The sequence below is a fragment of the Gelidibacter sediminis genome (assembly GCF_004364975.1).
GTDB lineage: Bacteria > Bacteroidota > Bacteroidia > Flavobacteriales > Flavobacteriaceae > Gelidibacter > Gelidibacter sediminis.
This window is the reverse complement of the sequence record NZ_SOBW01000008.1, coordinates 680,905-703,348: the sequence shown is the minus strand read 5'-3', so window position 1 is coordinate 703,348 and position 22,444 is coordinate 680,905. Positions and strand designations below refer to the sequence as shown.

Annotated in this window: 18 protein-coding genes; 7 read left to right on the top strand and 11 right to left on the bottom strand. The window is 35.8% G+C overall.

The window, feature by feature from the left end:
- Positions 1 to 11: 11 nt before the first annotated feature.
- Positions 12 to 206 (bottom strand): hypothetical protein, encoded by a 195-nt coding sequence (locus tag BXY82_RS09765; protein WP_133758010.1) that lies wholly within the window; start codon positions 204 to 206, stop codon positions 12 to 14.
- A 5-nt stretch (positions 207 to 211) separates the two neighbouring features.
- The gene (locus BXY82_RS09760; protein WP_133758009.1) at positions 212 to 973 is read right to left on the bottom strand and encodes an MBL fold metallo-hydrolase; all 762 of its coding nucleotides are present in this window, start codon (positions 971 to 973) and stop codon (positions 212 to 214) included.
- Positions 974 to 1,062: 89 nt separating this feature from the next.
- On the opposite strand from BXY82_RS09760, the gene BXY82_RS09755 reads away from it, so the two are divergent.
- On the top strand, positions 1,063 to 2,514 hold the full coding sequence (locus BXY82_RS09755; protein WP_133758008.1) for a TonB-dependent receptor: 1,452 nt from the start codon (positions 1,063 to 1,065) through the stop codon (positions 2,512 to 2,514).
- A gap of 58 nt (positions 2,515 to 2,572) precedes the next feature.
- Here the strand turns inward: BXY82_RS09755 and bcp are convergent, their stop codons facing one another.
- Complete coding sequence (gene bcp, locus BXY82_RS09750) at positions 2,573 to 3,025, bottom strand: thioredoxin-dependent thiol peroxidase (protein ID WP_133758007.1); 453 nt, start codon at positions 3,023 to 3,025, stop codon at positions 2,573 to 2,575.
- A gap of 37 nt (positions 3,026 to 3,062) precedes the next feature.
- Between bcp and BXY82_RS09745 the strand changes: the two genes are divergently transcribed.
- A complete protein-coding gene (locus tag BXY82_RS09745; RefSeq protein WP_133758006.1) occupies positions 3,063 to 3,734 on the top strand; it encodes an endonuclease III domain-containing protein in 672 nt (223 codons plus the stop codon).
- A 280-nt stretch (positions 3,735 to 4,014) separates the two neighbouring features.
- Here the strand turns inward: BXY82_RS09745 and BXY82_RS09740 are convergent, their stop codons facing one another.
- Positions 4,015 to 4,599: an RNA polymerase sigma factor gene (locus BXY82_RS09740; protein ID WP_133758005.1), complete on the bottom strand. Its 585-nt coding sequence runs from the start codon at positions 4,597 to 4,599 to the stop codon at positions 4,015 to 4,017.
- A gap of 226 nt (positions 4,600 to 4,825) precedes the next feature.
- Between BXY82_RS09740 and uvrA the strand changes: the two genes are divergently transcribed.
- Positions 4,826 to 7,609 (top strand): excinuclease ABC subunit UvrA, encoded by a 2,784-nt coding sequence (uvrA, locus tag BXY82_RS09735; protein WP_133758004.1) that lies wholly within the window; start codon positions 4,826 to 4,828, stop codon positions 7,607 to 7,609.
- Here the strand turns inward: uvrA and BXY82_RS09730 are convergent, their stop codons facing one another.
- Both BXY82_RS09730 and BXY82_RS09725 read right to left on the bottom strand, forming a co-directional pair.
- Complete coding sequence (locus BXY82_RS09730; RefSeq protein WP_133758003.1) at positions 7,610 to 8,659, bottom strand: DUF3667 domain-containing protein; 1,050 nt, start codon at positions 8,657 to 8,659, stop codon at positions 7,610 to 7,612. It lies immediately after the preceding gene.
- Positions 8,660 to 8,797: 138 nt separating this feature from the next.
- On the bottom strand, positions 8,798 to 9,793 hold the full coding sequence (locus BXY82_RS09725; protein WP_133758002.1) for a sterol desaturase family protein: 996 nt from the start codon (positions 9,791 to 9,793) through the stop codon (positions 8,798 to 8,800).
- A 591-nt stretch (positions 9,794 to 10,384) separates the two neighbouring features.
- On the opposite strand from BXY82_RS09725, the gene BXY82_RS09720 reads away from it, so the two are divergent.
- Positions 10,385 to 11,308, top strand: coding sequence for a helix-turn-helix domain-containing protein (locus BXY82_RS09720; RefSeq protein WP_133758001.1), 924 nt, complete (start codon positions 10,385 to 10,387; stop codon positions 11,306 to 11,308).
- A gap of 246 nt (positions 11,309 to 11,554) precedes the next feature.
- Positions 11,555 to 12,829: a hypothetical protein gene (locus BXY82_RS09715; RefSeq protein ID WP_133758000.1), complete on the top strand. Its 1,275-nt coding sequence runs from the start codon at positions 11,555 to 11,557 to the stop codon at positions 12,827 to 12,829.
- Between the two features lie 168 nt (positions 12,830 to 12,997).
- Here the strand turns inward: BXY82_RS09715 and BXY82_RS09710 are convergent, their stop codons facing one another.
- The 4 genes from BXY82_RS09710 to BXY82_RS09695 all read right to left on the bottom strand — a co-directional run bounded on the left by BXY82_RS09710 (position 12,998) and on the right by BXY82_RS09695 (position 18,587).
- Positions 12,998 to 14,455 (bottom strand): oligosaccharide flippase family protein, encoded by a 1,458-nt coding sequence (locus tag BXY82_RS09710; protein WP_133757999.1) that lies wholly within the window; start codon positions 14,453 to 14,455, stop codon positions 12,998 to 13,000.
- 47 nt (positions 14,456 to 14,502) lie between these two features.
- Positions 14,503 to 15,780 carry a glycosyltransferase gene (locus BXY82_RS09705; RefSeq protein WP_133757998.1) on the bottom strand — a complete coding sequence of 426 codons (1,278 nt, stop codon included), beginning with the start codon at positions 15,778 to 15,780 and terminating at the stop codon, positions 14,503 to 14,505.
- 68 nt (positions 15,781 to 15,848) lie between these two features.
- On the bottom strand, positions 15,849 to 18,281 hold the full coding sequence (locus BXY82_RS09700) for a YfhO family protein (RefSeq protein WP_133757997.1): 2,433 nt from the start codon (positions 18,279 to 18,281) through the stop codon (positions 15,849 to 15,851).
- Positions 18,282 to 18,311: 30 nt separating this feature from the next.
- Positions 18,312 to 18,587 (bottom strand): DUF4834 family protein, encoded by a 276-nt coding sequence (locus BXY82_RS09695; RefSeq protein WP_133757996.1) that lies wholly within the window; start codon positions 18,585 to 18,587, stop codon positions 18,312 to 18,314.
- A gap of 207 nt (positions 18,588 to 18,794) precedes the next feature.
- Here BXY82_RS09695 and BXY82_RS09690 point away from each other — a divergent pair, with 207 nt between their 5' ends.
- The gene (locus tag BXY82_RS09690; protein ID WP_133757995.1) at positions 18,795 to 19,766 is read left to right on the top strand and encodes a transporter; all 972 of its coding nucleotides are present in this window, start codon (positions 18,795 to 18,797) and stop codon (positions 19,764 to 19,766) included.
- Positions 19,767 to 19,772: 6 nt separating this feature from the next.
- Complete coding sequence (locus BXY82_RS09685; protein ID WP_133757994.1) at positions 19,773 to 20,894, top strand: GNAT family N-acetyltransferase; 1,122 nt, start codon at positions 19,773 to 19,775, stop codon at positions 20,892 to 20,894.
- Positions 20,895 to 21,013: 119 nt separating this feature from the next.
- Here the strand turns inward: BXY82_RS09685 and BXY82_RS09680 are convergent, their stop codons facing one another.
- Positions 21,014 to 22,273, bottom strand: a complete 1,260-nt coding sequence (locus BXY82_RS09680) for an aminotransferase class I/II-fold pyridoxal phosphate-dependent enzyme (RefSeq protein ID WP_133757993.1) — start codon at positions 22,271 to 22,273, stop codon at positions 21,014 to 21,016.
- Between the last annotated feature and the right edge of the window lie 171 nt (positions 22,274 to 22,444).

The following is a 22,444-nucleotide window of genomic DNA, read 5'->3' as shown; positions in this document are numbered from 1 at the left end:
AATAATTAAACCTATTGAGATTGCATCCTAAACTTGTCTAGTTGAATGTTTAACTTTTTGATAGAATCTTTAAGAACCCGCTCTTTCTCTATATGCTTGTTCATTTTATCTTGGTAGGATTCAAAGATGTTTTTTGAGTTTACATACTGAAATACCATAAGCAGTAACGCGAAGATAAATGCATACATAAAAAGTTTACCCTTCATAAGTTTTATATCTTAATTTGTAGGTTGTCGTAAGCCAAAAACACATTTTTTGGCAGTTTCTTTTCCACTTCATCATGAAAGCCCAACATGTGACTAATGTGGGTTAGATAGGCGCGTTCTGGTTTCACCTTGTCAATTAATTCTAAAGCTTCTTCTAAATTGAAATGAGAAATATGTTCCGTTTCCCTAAGAGCATTGACTACTAATACTTTGACGCCCTTTAATTTGTCAATCTCCTCCTCTCTTATAGTTTTCATGTCAGTTAAATAGGCAAACTGAAGAAATCTGAACCCGAATACCTGAAGTTTATAATGCATACCGCTGATGGGCACTACTGTTAAATTTCCGACTTCAAATGGCTTATTCTCAATTTTAATAGGCGTCACTCCAGGCGCACCTGCATATTTGTTTTCAGTTTCAAAAATATAATCAAAACGGTCCTTAAGGGCCTTTAAAACCCGACTGTGTGCATATATAGGAATATCACCTTGTTTAAAATAGAAAGGCCGGATGTCGTCCAATCCTGCGGTATGGTCTGCATGCTCGTGGGTAAAAATCACACCGTCCAGACGTGTACATTGGGCATTCAACATTTGCTGTCTAAAATCTGGACCGCAATCTATAACATACGTATAACGGTCCCACTCTATCAATACCGAAACACGCAACCTTTTATCCTTTGGATCAGTACTCAAACACACAGGGTGAGTGCTTCCTATAACTGGAATTCCTTGAGATGTACCTGTTCCTAAAAATGTTACTTTCAAAGGTGTTTAGTTTGGAACAAAAGTAAGTTTATTTTTTCTTTTAAGATAGCAATTCGATACCTTTGTGGCATATAAACTCAAGCTATCACATGGAGATAACCTTAAAGGGCGACAAGGAATTTGAAGATATTCCATCGCTTAAAACTAAAGCACTTCGTATTAATCTCAACGAGAATATTTACGGAACTTTTGCTGAAATTGGCGCAGGACAAGAGACTGTCCGTCAGTTTTTTAGAGCTGGAGGAGGTTCGGGTACCATTGCCAAGGCTATGTCAGCTTATGATAAAGATTTTAGTGACGCAATATATGGTGTAGAGAATGATGGTCGGTACGTAACGGAAGCGCGTTTGCGCAAAATGTTGAATCATGAGATTAAATTAATTGAAGAACGATTATCAAGAGACAAGCACCCAAATAAAATGTTCTTTTCCTACGCCAATACCGTAGCGACAATTGATTTTGCAAAGCAGTATAAAGGACATGGTTGGGTAGGAATTAGATATCAAATTGAACAAGACAAACCCTATAATGAAATCATTCTTCATTTGCGTTTTAAAGAAAATGATGCTAGACTGCAACAAGAAACGCTTGGCATTTTGGGTACCAATCTAATCTATGGGGCATACTATAAATACAACGAACCCAAAAAATTACTGCGCTATTTATATGATCATTTGGATAAAGACCAAATAGAAATTGACACCATTAATTTTTCAGGTCCCGTATTTGAAAATGTAGACAATCGATTGATGAGTTTGCAGTTGGTTAAAAACAACATGACCGACGCCGTGATGTTTGCTCCGGATGGGAACAACGTCCTACCCGCAAAAATTTTATATAAGAAAAACATCTTGGCCTTACGCGGAAGTTTCAGACCTGTAACCAAGGTGAATATTGACATGTTTCAGAAGTCTTATGAAATGTTTGTCAAGGAAAATAAAGTTGATCCAAACAATACTCAAGTGGTCTTTGAAATTACCCTTTCAAATCTTAGAGCTGAAGGTGAAATTGACGAACAGGATTTTATGGACCGTGCAAAATTATTGTGCTCCTTGGGCCATACCGTATTGATTTCCAATTTCCAAGAATATTATAAACTCGTAGAATATTTTTCTCAATATTCTAAAAACAGAATGGGATTGGCCATGGGGGTCAACAATTTGGTAGATATTTTTGATGAAAAATATTACCGTCATTTGAGCGGGGGTATTTTGGAAGCCTTTGGGAAATTATTCTTTAAAGATTTGCGCGTTTATCTCTATCCAATGGTTAATGAGGACGGTACGTTAACAGATAGTGAAAATTTAAAAGTCCACCCACGAATGAAGGAGTTATATAAGTTCTTCAAGTACAATGGAAAAGTGGTGGATATTACAGATTACGATCCTGAAATCCTTACCATCTTCTCTAGATCAGTCCTTAAAGCTATTGCGCAAGGCAATAAAGGTTGGGAATCCATGTTGCCACCAGGGGTTGCGAAAATTATAAAAGAAAAGAGCCTCTTTGGGTTTGAAGCCGAAGAAGTTTTTAGAGATCATTAAATTAAGAGACCTTAGCATTAACACTAAGGTCTTTTTTTTACCTCAAATTATAATAGGATTATTCTAAAATTTGCTCAGTATGGATTTTGGCTTTTACCTTGTCTATAACCTTTTCTATAACACCATTTTCATCAATTACAAACGTAACCCGATGAATGCCGTCAAACGTCCGACCCATAAATTTTTTCTCGCCCCACACGTCAAACGCCTTGATAACTTCTTTATCTTCATCAGCTAATAACGGGTACGGGAAATTATACTTTTCTTTAAAATTAGATTGTTTTTTCTGGCTATCGGCACTTACACCCAATATTTCATAGCCTTGATCTTTTAAATCCTTATAATGATCTCTTAAATTACAGGCCTCTGTTGTACACGTTGGCGTATTGGCTTTAGGATAGAAAAAAACCACCAATTTCTTTCCTTTGTAATCTGATAGCGTTATTGTATTCCCTTGATCATCTTTTGCTGAAAAATTTGGAGCATTGTCTCCTGCTTTTAATTTGGTCATAACTGTTTTAAATTTGATATTTGTAAAAATACGACTAATGACCAAACAAGAAAAGGTAGATTTTGTTATTAATACGTTAAACCAGCTATATCCAACAATTCCACTACCATTAGACCATAAAGACCCATATACCTTATTAATAGCGGTGTTGCTATCTGCTCAAAGCACAGATGTACGGGTCAATCAAATCACCCCTTTACTTTTTGCTAAAGCTGATAATCCATATGATATGATCAAGCTGACTGTTGATGAAATTAGAGAGATTATAAAGCCCGTTGGATTATCACCTATGAAAAGTAAAGGCATTCACGGACTATCGCATATTTTGATTGATAAACATGACGGGCAAGTACCACAAACGTACGAGGCTCTAGAAGAATTACCTGCGGTGGGCCATAAAACGGCTGCTGTAGTATTGTCTCAGGCATTTGGGATTCCAGCGTTTCCGGTAGATACACATATCCATAGATTGATGTACCGATGGAATTTTACCAATGGCAAAAATGTAGTACAAACGGAACGTGATGCGAAACGACTGTTTCCGAAAGAAGTTTGGAATGATTTGCACTTGCAAATAATATGGTACGGCAGACAATATTCGCCCGCACGCGGTTGGGATTTGGAAAAGGATATAATTACCAAAACCATTGGCAGAGCCAGTGTCTTAAAAGACTATTACAAAAAACACCCACCAATTAGCTCATCATAACGCTGTACCCCCATTCAAATGAAACATTTAGGCACAAAAAAGTCCCGGTAAGCTAATTCTCGGGACTTTTTTCAATCTTAGTTTAGAAGTGCTTCAAACTTCCATTTATTACAATGAATAACAGTTAAAGCCTTAGAATAATTCAGAAGAAAATCAATGGTTTCTTCCTTTGGGTTTAGGTTGTTGTTTTTTTGGGGACACTCAGAGTAAAGTTTTGCCATTATGGGAATTATTATTTGATTATATCCCTATTAACGCAATAAAATTAACTTTAGTATGTCTAATTTGTCAATACGATGTTTTTCTGTTCAATTACTTTCCTTAAATTGATTAATGCATAACGCATTCTACCTAAGGCAGTATTAATACTGACACCTGTTTTCTCTGAAATTTCCTTAAAACTCATATCATTATACATACGCATCACCAATACATCCTTTTGATCTTCTGGCAATTCTTGTATTAACCGTCTCAAGTCAGATTCGATCTGTTCTTTAATCATACCTTTTTCCGCATCCAAAGAGGCATCACTCAACACTGAGAAGATACTGAATTCGCCTGTATTATCAAATTTAGGCATACGGTTGCTCTTTCTAAAATGATCAATAACTAGGTTGTGAGCAATACGCATTACCCAAGGTAAAAACTTACCTTCTTCGTTATACTTGCCTAATTTAAGGGTTCTGATCACCTTTATAAAGGTATCTTGAAAGATGTCTTCAGTAATATCTCTATCGTAAACCTTAGAGTAAATAAAACTATAAATTTTTTGCTTGTGTCGTGTGATCAATACAGAGAGTGCATGCTCTTCTCCTTTAATATAATTGCTCACTAAAACAGCGTCTGTGATAAGTTCGTGTTCCATAATAATTACTTTAGGTGCTAGGAAAGAATCCTTGCTTGGGGTTAATCTATTTAAAGTAATTATATGGTATAGGCGACTGTTTTTTTGGATGTTTGGGTCAAATATAACAATAATCGGGTCTAATAAGCAAAAAATCAACTGAAACTTTAACATTTTATTGCACAATAACTTTATTTTGGGACTGCCCTAGATGTAGTATCTTTGCATTCTTATATGCAAAATGACCATGAACGTTAATCTTTCCGAAGTAGATCCCAAGCAAAATATCATTATTAAAGGTGCGAATCTTCATAATCTAAAAAATTTAGATGTGGTGATTCCGCGCAATAAGTTAGTGGTCATTACTGGTCTGTCTGGCTCCGGTAAGTCTAGTTTAGCATTTGACACTTTGTATGCTGAAGGCCAAAGGCGTTATGTGGAAAGCTTGTCTAGTTATGCCCGTCAATTCTTGGGGCGACTTAACAAACCAAAAGTAGAATATATAAAAGGTATCGCGCCAGCCATTGCCATTGAGCAAAAGGTTAATTCTACCAATCCCCGCTCTACCGTAGGTACTACAACTGAAATATATGATTATTTAAAATTGTTGTATGCCAGAATTGGCAAAACATACTCCCCTATTTCCGGAGAATTGGTTAAAAAACACACCACTGCCGACGTTCTGAATTTGGTGAAATCTTTTGATGATGGCGATAAGCTTTTGCTCCTAGCCCCTATAAGCTTAGAAGAAGGAAGAACCATGACTGATAAGTTGAAAGTGCTTCAACAACAGGGATACGCTCGTGTAAAACACAAAAACGAAGTGTTGCGAATTGAAGAAGCTCTTGAAAAAAACCTTAAAAATGAGCTGTCTTTAGTAGTAGATAGAATTGTTGTAAAACATGAGGAAGATTTTTACAACCGTTTAGCGGATGCCATTGAGACGTCCTTTTTTGAAGGTAAAGGCACGACTATTATAGAATCGCTCTCGAGCACTAAACAAATAACCTTCAATAATAAGTTTGAATTGGATAACATGACGTTTTTAGAACCAAACGTGCATTTGTTCAGCTTTAACAACCCTTATGGGGCCTGCCCAAAATGCGAAGGTTATGGTGATGTTATTGGTATTGATGAAGATTTAGTTATTCCTAATACCGCACTATCTGTGTATGAAAATGCGATTTTCCCTTGGCGTGGCGAGAGTATGAGCTACTATAGAGATCAATTGGTCAACAATTCCCATAAGTTTGACTTTCCTATTCATAAACCTTATTATCAATTAACCGAAGCCCAAAAAGAATTAATTTGGGAAGGCAATAGATATTTTGATGGCCTTAATGGTTTTTTTGCCGAATTGGAATCGAAAGCTTATAAAATTCAGAATCGAGTGATGTTGTCGCGCTACAGAGGAAAGACAAAGTGCAGCAAATGTCATGGCAAGCGTTTAAGACCAGAGGCGAATTATGTAAAAGTTGGAGGTGTACCCATCACTGATTTAGTGACAATGCCTCTAAATAAACTTATAGTGTTTTTTAATCAGCTTAAACTGAATGATTATGACGCTACTATCGCAAAACGCTTATTAAAGGAAATTTCAAAGAGACTGGCATTTTTATCCAATGTGGGACTCGATTATTTAACCCTTAATCGAAAATCCAATACCTTATCAGGTGGCGAAAGTCAGCGTATCAATCTCGCAACTTCCTTGGGTAGCAGCTTGGTGGGTTCAATGTATATTCTGGATGAACCCAGTATTGGGCTACACCCAAAAGATACAGAAAAACTCATTGTAGTTTTAAAAGCATTACGCGATTTAGGCAATACAGTGATTGTGGTAGAACATGATGAAGACATCATGCAGGCAGCAGACGAAATCATTGACATTGGCCCTGAAGCTGGCACTATTGGTGGCGAAGTGGTTGCCGCTGGCACTTATGAGGATATCTTGAAATCTGAATCGTTAACTGCACAGTACCTCAATGGCAACTTAAAAATTGAAGTCCCTAAAAAACGACGCACGTCAAAATATCATATTGATATTATTGGTGCCAGAGAACATAATTTACAAAATGTAGATGTGACCCTGCCTTTAGATATGCTAACGGTAATTACAGGGGTTTCTGGAAGCGGAAAGAGTACCTTGGTAAAGAAAATACTATTCCCAGCCATCCAGAAAGAGTTGACAGGTTTTGGGGATAAGCCAGGGCAATTCTCTGAGCTTAAAGGCAATTACAAAAACATCAAACACATTGAGTTTGTGGATCAAAACCCTATTGGTCGTTCTTCGCGTTCAAATCCGGTAACTTATGTGAAGGCCTATGACGATATTAGAGCACTTTATGCGAATCAGAAATTAAGTAAAATTAGAAATTACCAGGCCAAACACTTCAGTTTTAATGTAGATGGTGGCCGTTGTGAAACTTGTAAAGGCGACGGTGAAGTGACTATAGAAATGCAATTTATGGCTGATGTGCATCTGACGTGTGAAACCTGTAATGGAAAGCGGTTTAAAAAAGAAGTTTTAGAAGTTACTTTTGAAGATAAAAATATTGATGACGTTCTAAGTATGACCATTGATGATGCCATAGCCTTTTTTGAAAAGCATCAGCAAACTAAAATACAAAGTAAATTACAGCCTTTGCAAGATGTGGGATTGGGCTATGTGACATTAGGCCAAAGTTCATCAACTCTTTCAGGTGGAGAGGCGCAACGTATTAAACTAGCAACTTTTCTTGGTAAAGGAAGTAAGAGTGATAATGCCTTATTTATTTTTGATGAACCAACCACAGGACTCCATTTTCATGACATCAAAAAGCTATTGAAATCTTTTCAAGCATTGATTGCTCAAGGTCATTCCATTATTGTGATTGAACATAATCTTGAATTAATTAAATGTGCAGATTACATTGTCGATTTAGGACCAGAGGGTGGTGAACGAGGTGGTCACGTTGTAGCAGAAGGTACTCCCGAAGAATTAGTTCAAAATAAACAATCCGTAACTGGTAAATACCTGAAAGATAAAATCTGATCAATAAAATAAAAATGCCATGACACCCATTATAATGATTGCAAATGGCAACACGAACAATAAAAACAAAAAGCTGATGACGTTAGTTTTTATTAAGCTTAAGGCCCAACCTTGTTCGTAAAAACGTTTTAAACCCACATATAAATAAAGAAAAATTGAAAGCACCATTAATGTGACGAGCCATCCAGGAAATTCATTCCATATTAAATTGCCTATCACAATAAGCGTTAACATGGCAAAAATAAAAGCAAAAAAGTAAAAACTAAAGACCAAATGGTGGGCAAACCAGCCTTTTTTATAATAAAAGACTTTTAAGATCAACGCGAAAATTGGCAATAAAATAAACATTGCCAAAGGTATGCTATCAGTAAAGGCATTAAAAATTGAGCCTCCACTTTTACTTCTCATGAATTTGATAGCTTGCTTATAAACGCGTTTTTTGAAAAAACCATCCTCCGACGTCATTCCCATTGCCTTATAAATTTGTTGATCTGAAGCCCCTGCAGCAATCATGGAGTCTATTTCCATTTCAGTGAGATTGAAATCAAGGAACCCGTTATTCTTTTCCTTCGGCTTTAAAATATCATTTTCAGTGTTAGCCACTAATTCTTTAACTTCAATTGAGTCAGGGTTACTTAAAAGCACGTTCGTTTTAGGGTTCATGCTACTTCCAACAGAGTCTTTATAACGTTCACTCCGTTCAATATCCTTTTTAATCTGTGTATCTATAAACTCTGCCTGATCTCGGCTGATAAATGAAAATAAAAAGAAAAATACAATGGAGATAAACAAATACATCTGGGCCGGATGCAAGTACAACAGCCTTCTTCCCTTTACAAATTGTTTCGCTAGATATCCAGGTTTTAGAAGTAAGGGTATAAAACTTTTAAAAAATCGAGCATCTACTGAAAAGTAATTGCTTAGCGTATTATTGAAAAGCACCCCTAAAGTTAACTGATCGTTTGCTTTTTGCCCGCAGTAAGGACAAAACGGATAATGACTTTTAAAACGTTGTAGACAATTATTACAATCCGTCAATGATCTTGACATACACTAGTTGTTGGATTATTGGTACTTTAAATGTAGTAAAAATTATGTATGGTTTAATTACACAAAAATCTAAAAATTACAAATTTAACAAGCCTAATTAATGTTCAATAAATGGCCATAGGATGGATATAGAAACTATTAAGCGCTTGCAGCCATCACTTTAGCAGCATTTTTTTTAGTTTGTTTCTTGTCTTTTTGAGCTTTCTCCAATTGTGCTTTTTCTATCGCCATTTCGTTCCTGATTTGCTTTACAGTTTTAGTGCTTCCATCATGGCTCCAACCGGGAGGTCCAAAAACATACATGAATTTATGCTTAAGATTTTTCGACTTTTTCATATCCTTCCAAATATCAGCATATTCATGTGTTAGTATGACCCATATATTATAAGAATCTGGTGGCTGGGTTACACCGTAGGATATGTCAATACGTTCATCAAGAGGTTTCCAAGTACCAAAAATGCGGTCAAAAACATTTAAAATTCCTCCGTGATTTTTGTCCATATATTCAATATTACACGCATGGTGCACCTGATGCATGGTATGTGTATTTAAAAATCTATCTAAGAAACCTAACTTTGGGATAAATACAGTATGCAATTGAAATTGCCAAAGCGCCTCAATTCCTAAACAGACCACAAGCATTTCAGGCGGAAAGCCTATAGCCACAATCCATACATAAAATAATGGTTTATAGAATATGGTAAACCAACCATTTCGTACTGCCGTACCTAAATTAAAATTATCGGAGGAGTGATGCACAATATGGGCGGCCCAAAAAAACCGAACCATATGGTTTTGCCTGTGGAACCAATAATACGAAAAGTCATCACAAAGCATGCAAAAAACCCATACATACCACGCATATCCAAAAGACTCATAGCCCATAATGTTAGTGCGTACGCCATTTATCAAAGGGTTAAAAAGATCATAAACAAAACTAAACAATAAAATGACCGTAATAGTTTTCACTAATGGCGCTATAATTGCAGAGCCAACGCCCATACCAACGCTAGAAAACAAATCGCGCCAATGATATAAATCTTTGTGATCATGTGTTTTACTGTAAGTAAGTTCTAATAATATCAAACCTAAAAAGAAAGGAACCCCGTATACCAGGGGATTTGTGAAATCCATATAATTGTATAAAATAGAGCTAGAAATTTGCTCAAAATGTTAAGTCGGATAAGATAGGTAATAATTTTTGGCTTTCGTTGAGGGTTTTAGTTTATTTATGAGAATACACACAGTTTTATATCCAATTGCTTCAAACTTGGGAATATAATTTAATTCCTTTATAAATTATATTTCTATAATAGTCACATAATTAAGTGCTTGTTAGGCAACGTTTACTCATAAATCGCAATTATTGTCACGCAATAAAAATACAATTATGTTATGTAATGAGGCAAATATATCATTATCGCATTTTGGAGTTTTAATAGTGTCAATTATGTAGTTTGAATGCTGTCCATCCCCACTATCCTATTTTAAAAGTAAATAACAAGAATAAGCGCGTTACTTACATATTAAAGAAACAATACTAAAAATAAGCAAAAATTTGAATATCAAAACAATAGACTAGTTTTAAATTGGTTCTTAACATAATTTAAGAATCAATTGTACAATTTTTAACATGGGGTTTCGTGAGCATATGAGGCTACTTTACTTAGATGACACGTACATATAGTAATCAACTTAAGTGAAATCTTATCAAATATTTTAATTATGAATCAATCAGCAAGGGACTATAATAGTCAAACGTTACAGAATACTAGCCCTAAATTAAAACATCTGGCACAGGATATAAATGATCCATTTGTTGTTACAGAATATAAATTACATACAGATTCTCCACGACACACCCGATTCAAATCTCCCCAAAACGGAATCCTATTCATTTACAACCTTAAATCTGATATAAACTGTGTGTCAGCATCGAAAACTGTAGACATTAGTCTTGGCACGTTCCAAAGCATAATGATTACAAAAGATCAAGAAATTGAATTGGCACTTAAAAATGACCAACATTATCATTTTTGTGTTATTAGAGTAGAAGACATAGAAACCCTAGGCGATTTTAATGAGGATTTCTTCAGTATTAATTTTAAAGTTCAGGAGGACAATGCGTATTGGTACACCGGCATACCAAATATTAAGCTATCAAATTATATTACCGATCTTATTAACCTTAAAGCTACATGTAATGGCAACCAACTTATGTTATGTGGATATGCAAATCTTATAATAGGCTTAAAATTGGAGGAGTTTAATCAATTTATTAATGGAGCTCATAGACAAGTAGATTTGAGGACTGATGAAATTGACAGAATTCATGAGTGCATTCAATACGTCAAAGAAAACTATGCTAAACAAATTGATATTGATATGTTGTGTCTTAAATCAGCGTTATCGCCACAAAAGCTGCAAACTGGATTTAGAGAACTCTATGGCAACACCGTCACTTCTTTTATTAAAAACTTCAGACTTGAAAAAGCTGAAGAACTAATGAGGACCACCGAATTAAATGTTTCGCAAATAGTTTATACTATTGGGCTTACCAGCAGAAGTTATTTTTCTAAAATCTTTAGAGAAAAATATGAATTATCGCCAAATGATTATTTAAAAAAGTTTAAATATCAAATAATATAACATGAATAAGCCCCAGGAAATCTTGGGGGTTATTTTTGATAATATTTTTATAATTCTGAGTGTTCTGTTTCTATAATCACATCCATCATAATGGTAATAGTATGCCCTTAACCCTATATAGCACATTGCAATCAATCATCTTAACATTTCATAACTCGCTAAAAATCAAAATCATAATAAATTCTTAAAGTTTTTGGCACATTGTTTGTGTTGCACTAATCGTATAAATCAAAAAAACAAACATTCATGAAAAAGTTAGCTTTACTTTTTACTGTAATGTTCCTCATTGGGATATCAGTAAACGCAACAACCACCAACCTAGCTAAAGATAATTCATACAAGAAAGGTTTTAAAAAAGGTTATGGTAATTCCTTTATTTTTACCGAAGGTGGTATTGAATTTTCTGTGTTCCCTGATGGGCAATTTGACTTCTATGCGCCAAATTATGGCCCTGATGCTCATGTTTCCATCAATACACCTAATGTATCATTCAGTTTTAATACAGGTTATGATTACAGCCCGTATATACAATATGACGATTATGGTGCGATCATTCAAATTGAAAACATTCCAATTTATTATGATTACTACGGACGTATAATCCAGGCCGGAAATGTCAACATCCATTATAACAATTATGGTTATGTGAGTCGGGTTGGCGGATTACATGTATATTATGACCGTCATCACAGATTCACACACTACTCAGGTTATATTAATGTGTATAACAGAGTTTATGTTCACAGACCTTGGCACCGTTATTATTCAGTTCCCGCATATGAATATCGTGTAGTATACGTGAAACCTTACAGACAACATTACAAGCCAATAAGACACCATTATTATAGACCTTATGCAAACAATTATAGAGCACCAGTCAGATACACACCACAACCACGCCATTATTCTAAAAGTTCTGGTAGAAGAAATTCAGTGGCAACCAGCTCTCGCAGTAGTGATAGATACCGTCAGGAAGCTACAGCACGCAGAAGCACATCAAGTTCTACAAGAGGGCGTCAGGTAAATTCTCAAAGACCTATTTCCCGTACACAGCAAGAAACCAGAAGCTATGACAATTCTAGGGCGGAAAAAGGTATATCGAGAACCAATACAAGGGAGGCCACAGGCAGAACCTTAGACAGGCGTTCACCGCAAGCAACAAGAGGTAATAAACGCGATATACAGACTCAAGGAACGAGATCTGTAAATAGAAATACGCAAAGTAGAACAGTATCACGAGGCGCCTCTCAGCAACCGACTAAAAATACCAATGTGGTTAATAGGGATAGAAGAAGCCAGTCTGCAAAACCAACCCAAACTAGAACTGTACAGTCAAGATCGAATCAGAATAAATCAGTGCAGAGAAAACCTAATGCTGCCCCATCCCGTACATATAATAGAACAGAAAGCGCTAGTAGAAATACACGTGCTACGCAAAAATCTAGTAGATCAAATCCTAAAATGGATAGACAAGCATCTAACTCAAGGTCAAGATCTTCTCAAGGTAGAGGTAACTTATAACTCTATAAAATTTTTGGTTGGTTAGTTGGAATGTCCTGCAAGTAGTATGCCTCAAAGCACCTTGCGGGATTTTCCTTTTTACAGTGATGCGATTTTTGCAAAAAAAAAAAAAACCGCCTTAAATCTTAATAAATAAATTTTCTATTTTAAACTAGCTTATCAACTCGCCTAGCTGATTCTCAAATGTTTTTTGATTAAAATATTGATGTCATCTGAAACTTTTAATTTATATATAACTACCCCATAGATTAAAATAATTAAAGCCGATTTTAAGCCAATATTTACAAGAGGGTAAAATTGGAATTCCCAAAAGTAAAACAAGGCAGCCATTACTATGAGCAACAGTAGAACTTTTCCTGTATCTATGGTAAATGGCATCATATTGAATTTAAGTTTCACAAAATATATCTTTATTGTATTATAAACTGTAACCGCTAGGAAAGTGGCAAAAGCGGCTCCATTTATGCCAAATCTTGGAATAAATAACATGTTGAGCAATACCGTAAGAATGGTCAAAATAACGCCAAACAACAATACAACTCTGTAATAATCACTATTAAATAAAATGACATTGTTACACCCCATTAAACAATCATACAATTTAGCCATACTTACTAAAAACACTACCAGTAAGCCACCACTAAATTGTTCCGGAATGGTTTCATAAAGTGAATTAATATTTAAGATGATGAGTAAAAATATGAGTCCTCCTATAATAAATAAGGTCTGAGAACTGCGGACATACAAATCCTCTAGCGCCACTTTATTTTTTTCATTCAAATACTTGGCCGTTAAAGGTTGAAGGATTTGTTGCATAGATCGTGAAGGCACTACAATAACCGTAGCAATATAAATAGCTACACCATAGTAAGCCACTTTTTCTATAGGGATATACATACCTAACATAAAACTGTCAATATCCAAAATCACAGTTGCTATTGAACCAGCAATAATGATTAAAAAAGTATATTTTAAAATTGGATTTAATCTGTCAAGTCTGTTAAATTTAAATACCGGTAATCTTACGCTAAATGCGTAAAACATCATAATAAGCATACGTAAGGTATACACCCCGATTACGCCCGCAATAAATGTATCTACTGATATCCATTTAAAATAGACACAAAACAATAATACCATAATGCCAAGGCGATGAAAAACCTCTTTAAGGAAGTTTCCAAATACTGTTTGCATTTGAGTTTTTGTCCAGGCAAAAAACACCTCAAAATACGCCATTACAATGGCCGCTGCATAGATATACCAGATGTAATTACCTATAATAGGATTTTCTTGTGAAAGAAAATTGGCAATATTATTATAAGCAAAAATACCTATTAAGCCAGTCGGAATAATAAATGCCAAGGGCAAAAATAGCATGAGTGTCAAAAAGCTATTCAGCGAGTTCTTCGTCTTGAACGTCGAGTAGAATTTAACCATGGTATTGTGCACACCAAATGCCATTAATGGCATCATAATGGTCGCGGTAGATAACATAAAGGAAATCAGACCATAGTGCACATCAGAAATAAAGAACGCATATAAGTACAAAGTGTTCAGAGCGCCAATGGCAAACCCTAAATACGTGGTGATGGTATTCTTAAAAGATTGGTTGGTGACTATTCCCATAGAATATTAAAACCCGAAGATAAGAATTTTGAGTTGCAAGACAAGTGTCAGATGAGACCTGCCAATTTTTGGGTCAAAGCTTTTCTACTGTATTGCTGCAACCCTATTGGGTGCGTCGCTAAGGTTGATTTTTTATAAGCTTCGTAACTAGAGAATAGATGGGCTTTTAATTCCGGCTCTGAGTGATAACCAAAATATCGCCCTGTATTTGTAGACTTTATAATACCTTCAACATCAGAATCTGGTGGTCCTACCGCAACTATAGGAGTTTCAGCCACCATATATTCAAATAATTTTCCAGGAATAATGGCTTTAGTGTCTTCGGAATCTATTTCAATCAATAATAACAATTGAGATTGTCTTTGATGCACTAAAGCTTCCTTATGGGTGACATAGCCAACAATATCAATATTGTTTTCCGGTATAAATTGTCGAATTTTATTGAGCACATCGTCACTTACCACACCAATTAATTTTAGAACAAAGACTTCTTTAAAATCGTCGTATTCCTGTATGAGTTCGCCTAAAACTTTCCACAATGCTTTTGGATTGCGTTCAGACAATAAAGAGCCAATGTGCGCTACAGAAAACCTTTGGTCTTTTACTGTCTTAGGAAGTTGTTGATAATCATAACCATTGGTAATTACGGTAACGGGCTGGTTTGATTTTGCGGCAAATTCCGTTTTGGTATTCCCACTAGTAACAATTATATGATCAGCGGTAGTGAGCACCTGCTTTTCCATATGCTCATGCTTTTGAGCGGCACTAGCACTGAGTTTTAATTTTTTATGATAACCAATGGTGGTCCACGGATCTCTAAAATCAGCAATCCATTTTATCCCCAACCGCGCTTTAAGGTGTAAGCCAATTAAATGCAAACTATGCGGCGGACCGGTCGTAATTACTGTTTCAATTTGATGTTCGTTAATGTATTCAGATAAATAGCTCACGGAAGGTTTTACCCATGCTTTTCTGGCATCTGGAATAAAAAAATTACCACGCACATAGAGCATCAATTTCTGAATAGCCGTTTGTTTCTTCACTTTGGGAATGACACCAGAACTAATGGTTTTCGAAGCTTGTTTCGAAAAAATCTCAGCTAATTTATAGGGCTCGGTTATCGGCTGTTTTAGAATAGTGACATCTTCAGGAATGTCATCCAACAATGTTTGATCCAATAGAGGATAACTCGGGTTTTCCGGAATATACACCACAGGATGAATGCCGAAATCAGGAAGATATTTTACGAATTTCAACCAACGCTGCACTCCAGGTCCACCTGCTGGGGGCCAATAATACGTAATGATAAGTGCTTTTTTTGGCATAATCTTCTATTCACAAAAGGCGGGAATCTTTAGATATAATTATCGTTTATAAATTCTAGAGTGCCTATTTATGAGATGGTGTCACCTTTCTCACGAACCTGCTTTCGCATATATACAATCCCAACCAAAATTAACAGTCCAACCAATGCACTACTCGCTAAGGCAATTGTACTTCCAGTTTTAACAACCTGCGGTTCAAATTTAAATTCGATGGTGTGCTGTCCTTTCGGAATTGGCATGCCGCGTAACACGTAGTTGACCCGGTAATGTGGTTGCAATTTTCCATCTACATACGCATTCCAACCATCGCCATAATAGATCTCAGAAAACACTGCAAATCCATCATTATTATTGTTAGAGCTATACTTTAAGTAATTCGGTTTATATTCTGATAATAATAGTGTTGCAATGGAATCTGTCTTGAATTTTACAGCAGCCAAATCTTGCGTAGTTACAGCCTTATTTTTAGTGTCTAAATTTTCTAGAGCAGTCATTTCGGCATTCGCAGAATTCACTTTTTCTATCTCAGAAATAAACCAAGCATTGCCATTGGCGTCCTCATTTTCATAAGGAAAAATTCCGCCTTGCTCGTCATCAGCAATAATGTATTTCGTATTGAGCATGTTCAATACATTGATATTATTTTTAGCGATATAAAAATTAAATAGCTCATTATAGCGCCCTAATTTTGCGGCATGATAACCACTAAGCGAATTGTGGAAATAAGATGCTCGAGCCCCACTTGAAGCCACATCAAATACCCTAAAATGGCCATCATCCTTTAGGATTTCCAAATCTGCAGCATTGGCCTGATAAGGTTTGCTCACCTGAAGTGCCGATACAAAATTCTCATTATTAACATAGCGCCTGTCCACATTGACCAAATCAAAAAGTATGAGTACTGCAAATACAACGACTAATACATTTTGAGATAACTTCTTTTGTAAATACAACCAAATACCACCAGCAGAAAGCAATACCAAAATTAAGGTCCGCAATGTATCTGCAGTATACATTGACTTTCTATCCGCTTTTAAGGCATCAACAAAACTTTGTCCATATTCGCCATAAGCCTGTCTGTAATACCCATCATTAGCACCTACAAAGTCGAAGGAGCCCTTAAACAGCAAGAACAATATAGCAAGTCCTCCAGAAATTCCTGCAGCAATCTTTAACGCCTTCAACTTGTCCTCATTCTTTTCAAAATCATTGAACAGATGCACCAATCCAAATATTGCCAACACAGGAATACAAAGCTCCAAAATGACCTGAATAGAACTAACAGCCCTGAACTTATCGTACATCGGCACATAATCAATAAAGAAGTCTGTTAAAAAGCCCAGGTTCTTCCCATAAGACAATAATAAAGACATAATAGTACCACCAACGAGCCACCATTTTAAGCGCCCTTTAACAACTAAAAGTGCAAATACAAAAAGGAACAATACCACGGCGCCAACATAGGCAGGTGCTTCTACAATTGGTTGGTCTCCCCAATACGTTGGTGTATGTTTCACTTCGCGCATAGCCTCTACCGGACTTGCACCAATTCCCGTATAAAACTTATACATTTCAGAATCCTTGCCAACATCTTCTCCGTTACCACCACCCAAAAGTCTCGGAATAAAAAGATTGAAAGTTTCTAAAAAGCCATAACTATACTCTGTAATGTACTCTTTATCCAACCCAGAGGTCACTTCTTTAGGAGTACCATCCGGGTTAATAGTCAATTCGCTTTTGCCACGGGTGCTTTCTTTCACATACTCCTGAGTTGCCATAATATTTGTGGCATTCATACCTATGGCTAGTACAACCGCTATAAACATAATACCCACCGATTTAAAAAAGTGAGGCAATAAGTTCTTTTTATAAGCATCATAAAGATAAACTGCACCCAAAATCAATACCAATAACAACAAGTAATAGGTCATTTGGTAATGGTTTGCGCTTAACTCCAGCGCCATCGCTACAGTAGTCAATAAAAACCCGAAAATGTATTTCTTTTGAAAGACAAGTAAAATTCCGCTTAAGACTAAAGGCATATAGGCAATAGCATGCGCTTTACTGTTGTGTCCAACGCCTAGAATGATAATAAGATAAGTAGAAAACCCCAAGGCCAGTGCGCCTAGGGCCGCTAATTTATAATTGACCTTTAAAGTCAGCATAAATATGTAAAACCCTATAAAATAAAGAAAAAGATAATCAGCTGGTCTTGGGAGAAATCGCAAAACCGAATCTAATTTTTTAATATAATTGTGAGGGTATTTGGCTCCTAACTGATATGTAGGCATACCTCCAAATGCACTATTGGTCCAATAGGTTTCTTCGCCAGTGGCAGCTCTAAAATCGGTTTGCTGCTTAGACATTCCAATGTACTGCATAATGTCACTCTGAAAAATTTGCTTTCCACTCAAAACCGGACTAAAATAAGCCAATGAAAGCGCAATAAAGCCAAGAATAATTAAAAAATGTGGTAGGAATCTTTTAAGTGAAAAAGTCATGAATCAGTGCAATTGTTTGATTGCGGCAAATTAATCAATTTCTTCGTAATCCACGTACTCCCCTACTTTTTTATCAGAAGTTTGACGCCTCTCTGGTATTTTGTCAATAATAGTTTCTCCCTCTTTAGGTCGATTTTTGGCCTCTTGCTCCTGTTGGAATTGTCCACTAAAACGTTCTTGCATTTTTTTGGACATATAGCGGACAACATAGGGTGCGAAAAACCTCATTAGAATCTTAACGCCGTACCAAACCAACATAATTATTAAAATGGTTCTTAAAAAACCTGTAAAGGACGCCACTTGCATAGTTAAAATATATTTTCACCAAAAGTACGATTCTTAGTCTTTACAAACTGTTTTAAATACTTAAAAAAAATATAAAATCAGGCGTTTTGGCACAGTTTACACACTTTGGACGACACCTTACTATAATACAGAATTCGTTTTTCAATCGATTAAAAGCAATTCAAAATCAAAAAAAATATGTAGTTTTGAGCCTAATCATTTTAGAAAATGAAATCCATCAAAATTTCCTTTGTTTTTTTAATCTTCACCTTTACCCATTTTGCATTTGCCCAATATACTGAAGTCATAAACTCCAACCGTCCGGGGGTTTCTCAGAGTGCTTTTTCTGTAGGCACTAATGTACTTCAATTTGAAGCAGGCCCTTATTTAATAAAAGAAGAGCATACCCCGTTGAAATATGAGGTTTCAGGGTTTGGAGCTGATTTTGCTGCCCGTTTCGGATTGCTTTTTGAAGAGTTGGAATTGAATATTCAGGGCACCTATCAAAATGACACCCAAACTTATAATTCTTCAAGTATTCCTCAAGAGTTTGACCGAGGCAATTTTAAAACATTAGCCATTGGTGCGAAATACATGATTTATGATCCTTATCGTAAGGCCGGTGAGGAAAAACCTAATTTGTACAGCTGGAAAGCCAATAGAAAGTTTAAATGGAAATCCTTAATTCCTGCAGTTGCCATTTATGCAGGTGCTAATTATGACACTAAAGACAATCCATATACTGCTCCAGGGATTGAAGGGTTTAGCCCCAAGGTAGCCATCATATCTCAAAATAATTTCTCTGGTGGTTGGGTTTTTGTGATCAACTTAGTAAAAGATAGGATAGGAACTGATCAATCTGACTTTCAATATATTTTTACCTTAACCCATTCTTTCAATCCGCAATGGGCAATTTTCACTGAAGCACAAGGTATTAAAAGTGATTTTTATGCTGATAATTTATTCCGTTTTGGAGGCGCCTATCTTTGGAATAAAAACTTTCAATTAGATACCGCCCTAACGTTTAACACCAAAGATACGCCATCAGTATTAGGTGTTAATTTTGGAATGTCCTATCGCTTTGATTTCCATAAGGACAAAGAAATAGATAATGGTAATCCTGCAAAAGATGAATTGAGACTTCAGGAGCGAAAAATTCAAAAGAAAAAACAAACGGATTTCAATGATGACGGCAAATAAGACCTTATGATTACAATTAAACAAGTTAGCACCCCAAAAGAATTAAAAGCATTCGTAAAATTTCCTTTTGAGCTTTATAAAGACTCCACAAAGTGGGTGCCACCAATTATTAAACAAGAATTGGAGACTTTTAACAAAAAAAAGAACCCTATTTTTAATGATGCAGAGGCGACTTTCTTTTTAGCCTATAAGAATAATCAAATTGTTGGTAGAGTTGCAGCTATAATAAATTGGTTAGAAGTGAACCACCAAAAGGAGAAAAAAATGCGATTTGGTTGGTTTGATGTTATTGACGACATTGAAGTGACCAAAGCTCTTTTAGAAAAGGTTCATGAAATTGGCAAAGCCAATAGCTTAGATTATGTTGAAGGTCCTGTAGGATTTTCAAATTTGGATAAAGTTGGGGTGATGACTGAAGGGTACGAGCATTTGGGAAATATGATCACCTGGTACAACTATCCGTATTACGTAAACCATTTTCAGGAGTTGGGGTATACAGATGAGAAATTGTATTCTGAAAGTAGATTTCCCTTTTCCAATGTTAAAATTGAGCAGTTTTCCAAAGCACAAGAACTTATTAAGAGACGCTACGAGTTGAGAGCCTTAGGGTTCACCAGGACTGAAGAAGTAATGCCTTATGTAGACAAAATGTTCGATCTCTTCAACAAGTCATACGCATCCTTATCATCCTTTGTCGCGATTACAGACATTCAAAAAGAGTACTTCAAGAAAAAATTTATCAGTTTTGTAAACCCAGAATACATCAAATTTGTAATTGATAAAGATGATGAGTTGGTTGCTTTTGCTATTGTAATGCCCTCCTTTGCAAGAGCATTACAAAAAACAAAGGGTAAATTATTTCCATTTGGATTTACGCATATTTTGCATGCTAAAAAACACAGTAAAGAAGTGGTGTTCTATTTGATAGGTATTCATCCAGAATATCAAAATAAGGGTGTTACGGCTTTAATATTTAATGAATATTATAAAGTTTTTACTGAGAAAGGCATAGAACGCTGTGTAAGAACCCCAGAATTGGAAGATAATATCGCTATCCATCAAATTTGGAAGCACTTTAACCCAGAAGTTTTTAAACGTAGAAAGACCGTACGAAAACAAATTGAATAGGTTGATAGAATTACAATCTTTTCCGTTATAACACCAATTGCCAGTCTACAATTAAATATAATATAAAAAAAATCCCAATGTCGAATTGGGATTTTTTTATGTATTTATTTTGTTGAGACCTATTCTCCCATTGCTGCTGCAACAGAAGCTGACAGCCTTTTATAAGTGCCATTTTCAAGGCGCGTTCTGATTTCCTCAAAAGCTTCTAAAGTTTCATTGATATCATCTAATGTGTGTGTTGCTGTAGGAATCATTCTTAGCAAAATAAGTCCTTTTGGAATAACAGGGTACACCACAATAGAACAAAAAATTCCGTGGTTTTCACGTAAATCTTTCACTAAAGCCATAGCCTCTGGAATACTTCCTTTAAGATACACTGGAGTTACGCAACTTTGGGTAGTTCCTATATCAAATCCACGAGATTTAAGTCCAGATTGTAACGCATTGGTGTTTTCCCAAAGCTTATCTTTCAATTCTGGCATTGTTTTTAACATTTCCAAACGTTTACGAGCCCCAACAACCAATTGCATTTGTAGTGATTTGGCAAACATTTGAGAACGCAAATTGTATTTTAAGTAATCAATGATTTCTTGGTCTGCTGCAATAAATGCACCAGTACTTGCCAATGATTTTGCAAAGGTTGCAAAGTACACGTCAATATCTTTTTGAACCCCTTGTTCCTCACCTGCTCCAGCACCTGTTTTACCAAGTGTACCAAAACCATGAGCATCATCTACTAAAAATCTAAAATTATATTTTTCTTTAAGCGCTACAATTTCTTTTAACCGGCCTTGCTCACCACGCATCCCAAAAACGCCTTCAGAAATCACAAGTATTCCGCCGCCTGTTTGTTCTGCCATTTTGGTAGCACGCTCTAGGTTTTTTTCTAAACTTTCAACGTCGTTATGTTTATAGGTAAATCGTTTCCCCATATGTAATCTAACACCGTCAATGATACAAGCATGAGCATCCACATCATATACAATGATATCGTCCTTAGACACCAAGGCATCAATTGTTGACACCATTCCTTGGTAACCAAAATTTAAGAGATATGCTGCTTCTTTATCTACAAACTCTGCAAGTTCATTCTGTAACACTTCATGAAGATCTGTATGGCCAGACATCATTCGTGCACCCATTGGGTACGCTGAACCATAATCAGTTCCAGCTTGAGCATCCGTTTTTCTAACTTCAGGATGGTTTGCCAAACCTAAATAATCATTGATACTCCATGTAATTACATCTTTACCACGGAATTTCATTCGGTTAGAGATCTGACCTTCTAATTTTGGGAATACAAAATAGCCTTCAGCTTGTGAAGCCCATTTACCAAGAGGTCCTTTGTCTCTGTAAATTTTATCAAATAAGTCTTTCATGTAATATTAGTGTTATTCCGACATAGGCAGTCATTGTATTCAACCATTATTAAGGTTAAATTTTTATGACGTCATCATCTTCAGTTAGTCTAATTAGTTTGGGCAAAATTAACTAAATTACTTTTCTTAGCATAATTTAGTTATAAACTGCTGTTTATAACATTTTGAAGA

Bases quoted from the DNA above. Each gene is read 5' to 3' on its own strand.
- bcp (WP_133758007.1), bottom strand. From the start codon at position 3,025: ATGACCAAATTAAAAGCAGGAGACAATGCTCCAAATTTTTCAGCAAAA.
- BXY82_RS09755 (WP_133758008.1), top strand. From the start codon at position 1,063: ATGGAGATAACCTTAAAGGGCGACAAGGAATTTGAAGATATTCCATCG.
- BXY82_RS09730 (WP_133758003.1), bottom strand. From the start codon at position 8,659: ATGTCAAGATCATTGACGGATTGTAATAATTGTCTACAACGTTTTAAA.
- BXY82_RS09680 (WP_133757993.1), bottom strand. From the start codon at position 22,273: ATGAAAGACTTATTTGATAAAATTTACAGAGACAAAGGACCTCTTGGT.
- BXY82_RS09685 (WP_133757994.1), top strand. From the start codon at position 19,773: ATGATTACAATTAAACAAGTTAGCACCCCAAAAGAATTAAAAGCATTC.
- BXY82_RS09720 (WP_133758001.1), top strand. From the start codon at position 10,385: ATGAATCAATCAGCAAGGGACTATAATAGTCAAACGTTACAGAATACT.
- BXY82_RS09695 (WP_133757996.1), bottom strand. From the start codon at position 18,587: ATGCAAGTGGCGTCCTTTACAGGTTTTTTAAGAACCATTTTAATAATT.
- BXY82_RS09700 (WP_133757997.1), bottom strand. From the start codon at position 18,281: ATGACTTTTTCACTTAAAAGATTCCTACCACATTTTTTAATTATTCTT.
- BXY82_RS09690 (WP_133757995.1), top strand. From the start codon at position 18,795: ATGAAATCCATCAAAATTTCCTTTGTTTTTTTAATCTTCACCTTTACC.
- BXY82_RS09745 (WP_133758006.1), top strand. From the start codon at position 3,063: ATGACCAAACAAGAAAAGGTAGATTTTGTTATTAATACGTTAAACCAG.
- BXY82_RS09710 (WP_133757999.1), bottom strand. From the start codon at position 14,455: ATGGGAATAGTCACCAACCAATCTTTTAAGAATACCATCACCACGTAT.
- BXY82_RS09765 (WP_133758010.1), bottom strand. From the start codon at position 206: ATGAAGGGTAAACTTTTTATGTATGCATTTATCTTCGCGTTACTGCTT.
- BXY82_RS09715 (WP_133758000.1), top strand. From the start codon at position 11,555: ATGAAAAAGTTAGCTTTACTTTTTACTGTAATGTTCCTCATTGGGATA.
- BXY82_RS09705 (WP_133757998.1), bottom strand. From the start codon at position 15,780: ATGCCAAAAAAAGCACTTATCATTACGTATTATTGGCCCCCAGCAGGT.
- BXY82_RS09740 (WP_133758005.1), bottom strand. From the start codon at position 4,599: ATGGAACACGAACTTATCACAGACGCTGTTTTAGTGAGCAATTATATT.
- BXY82_RS09725 (WP_133758002.1), bottom strand. From the start codon at position 9,793: ATGGATTTCACAAATCCCCTGGTATACGGGGTTCCTTTCTTTTTAGGT.
- uvrA (WP_133758004.1), top strand. From the start codon at position 4,826: ATGAACGTTAATCTTTCCGAAGTAGATCCCAAGCAAAATATCATTATT.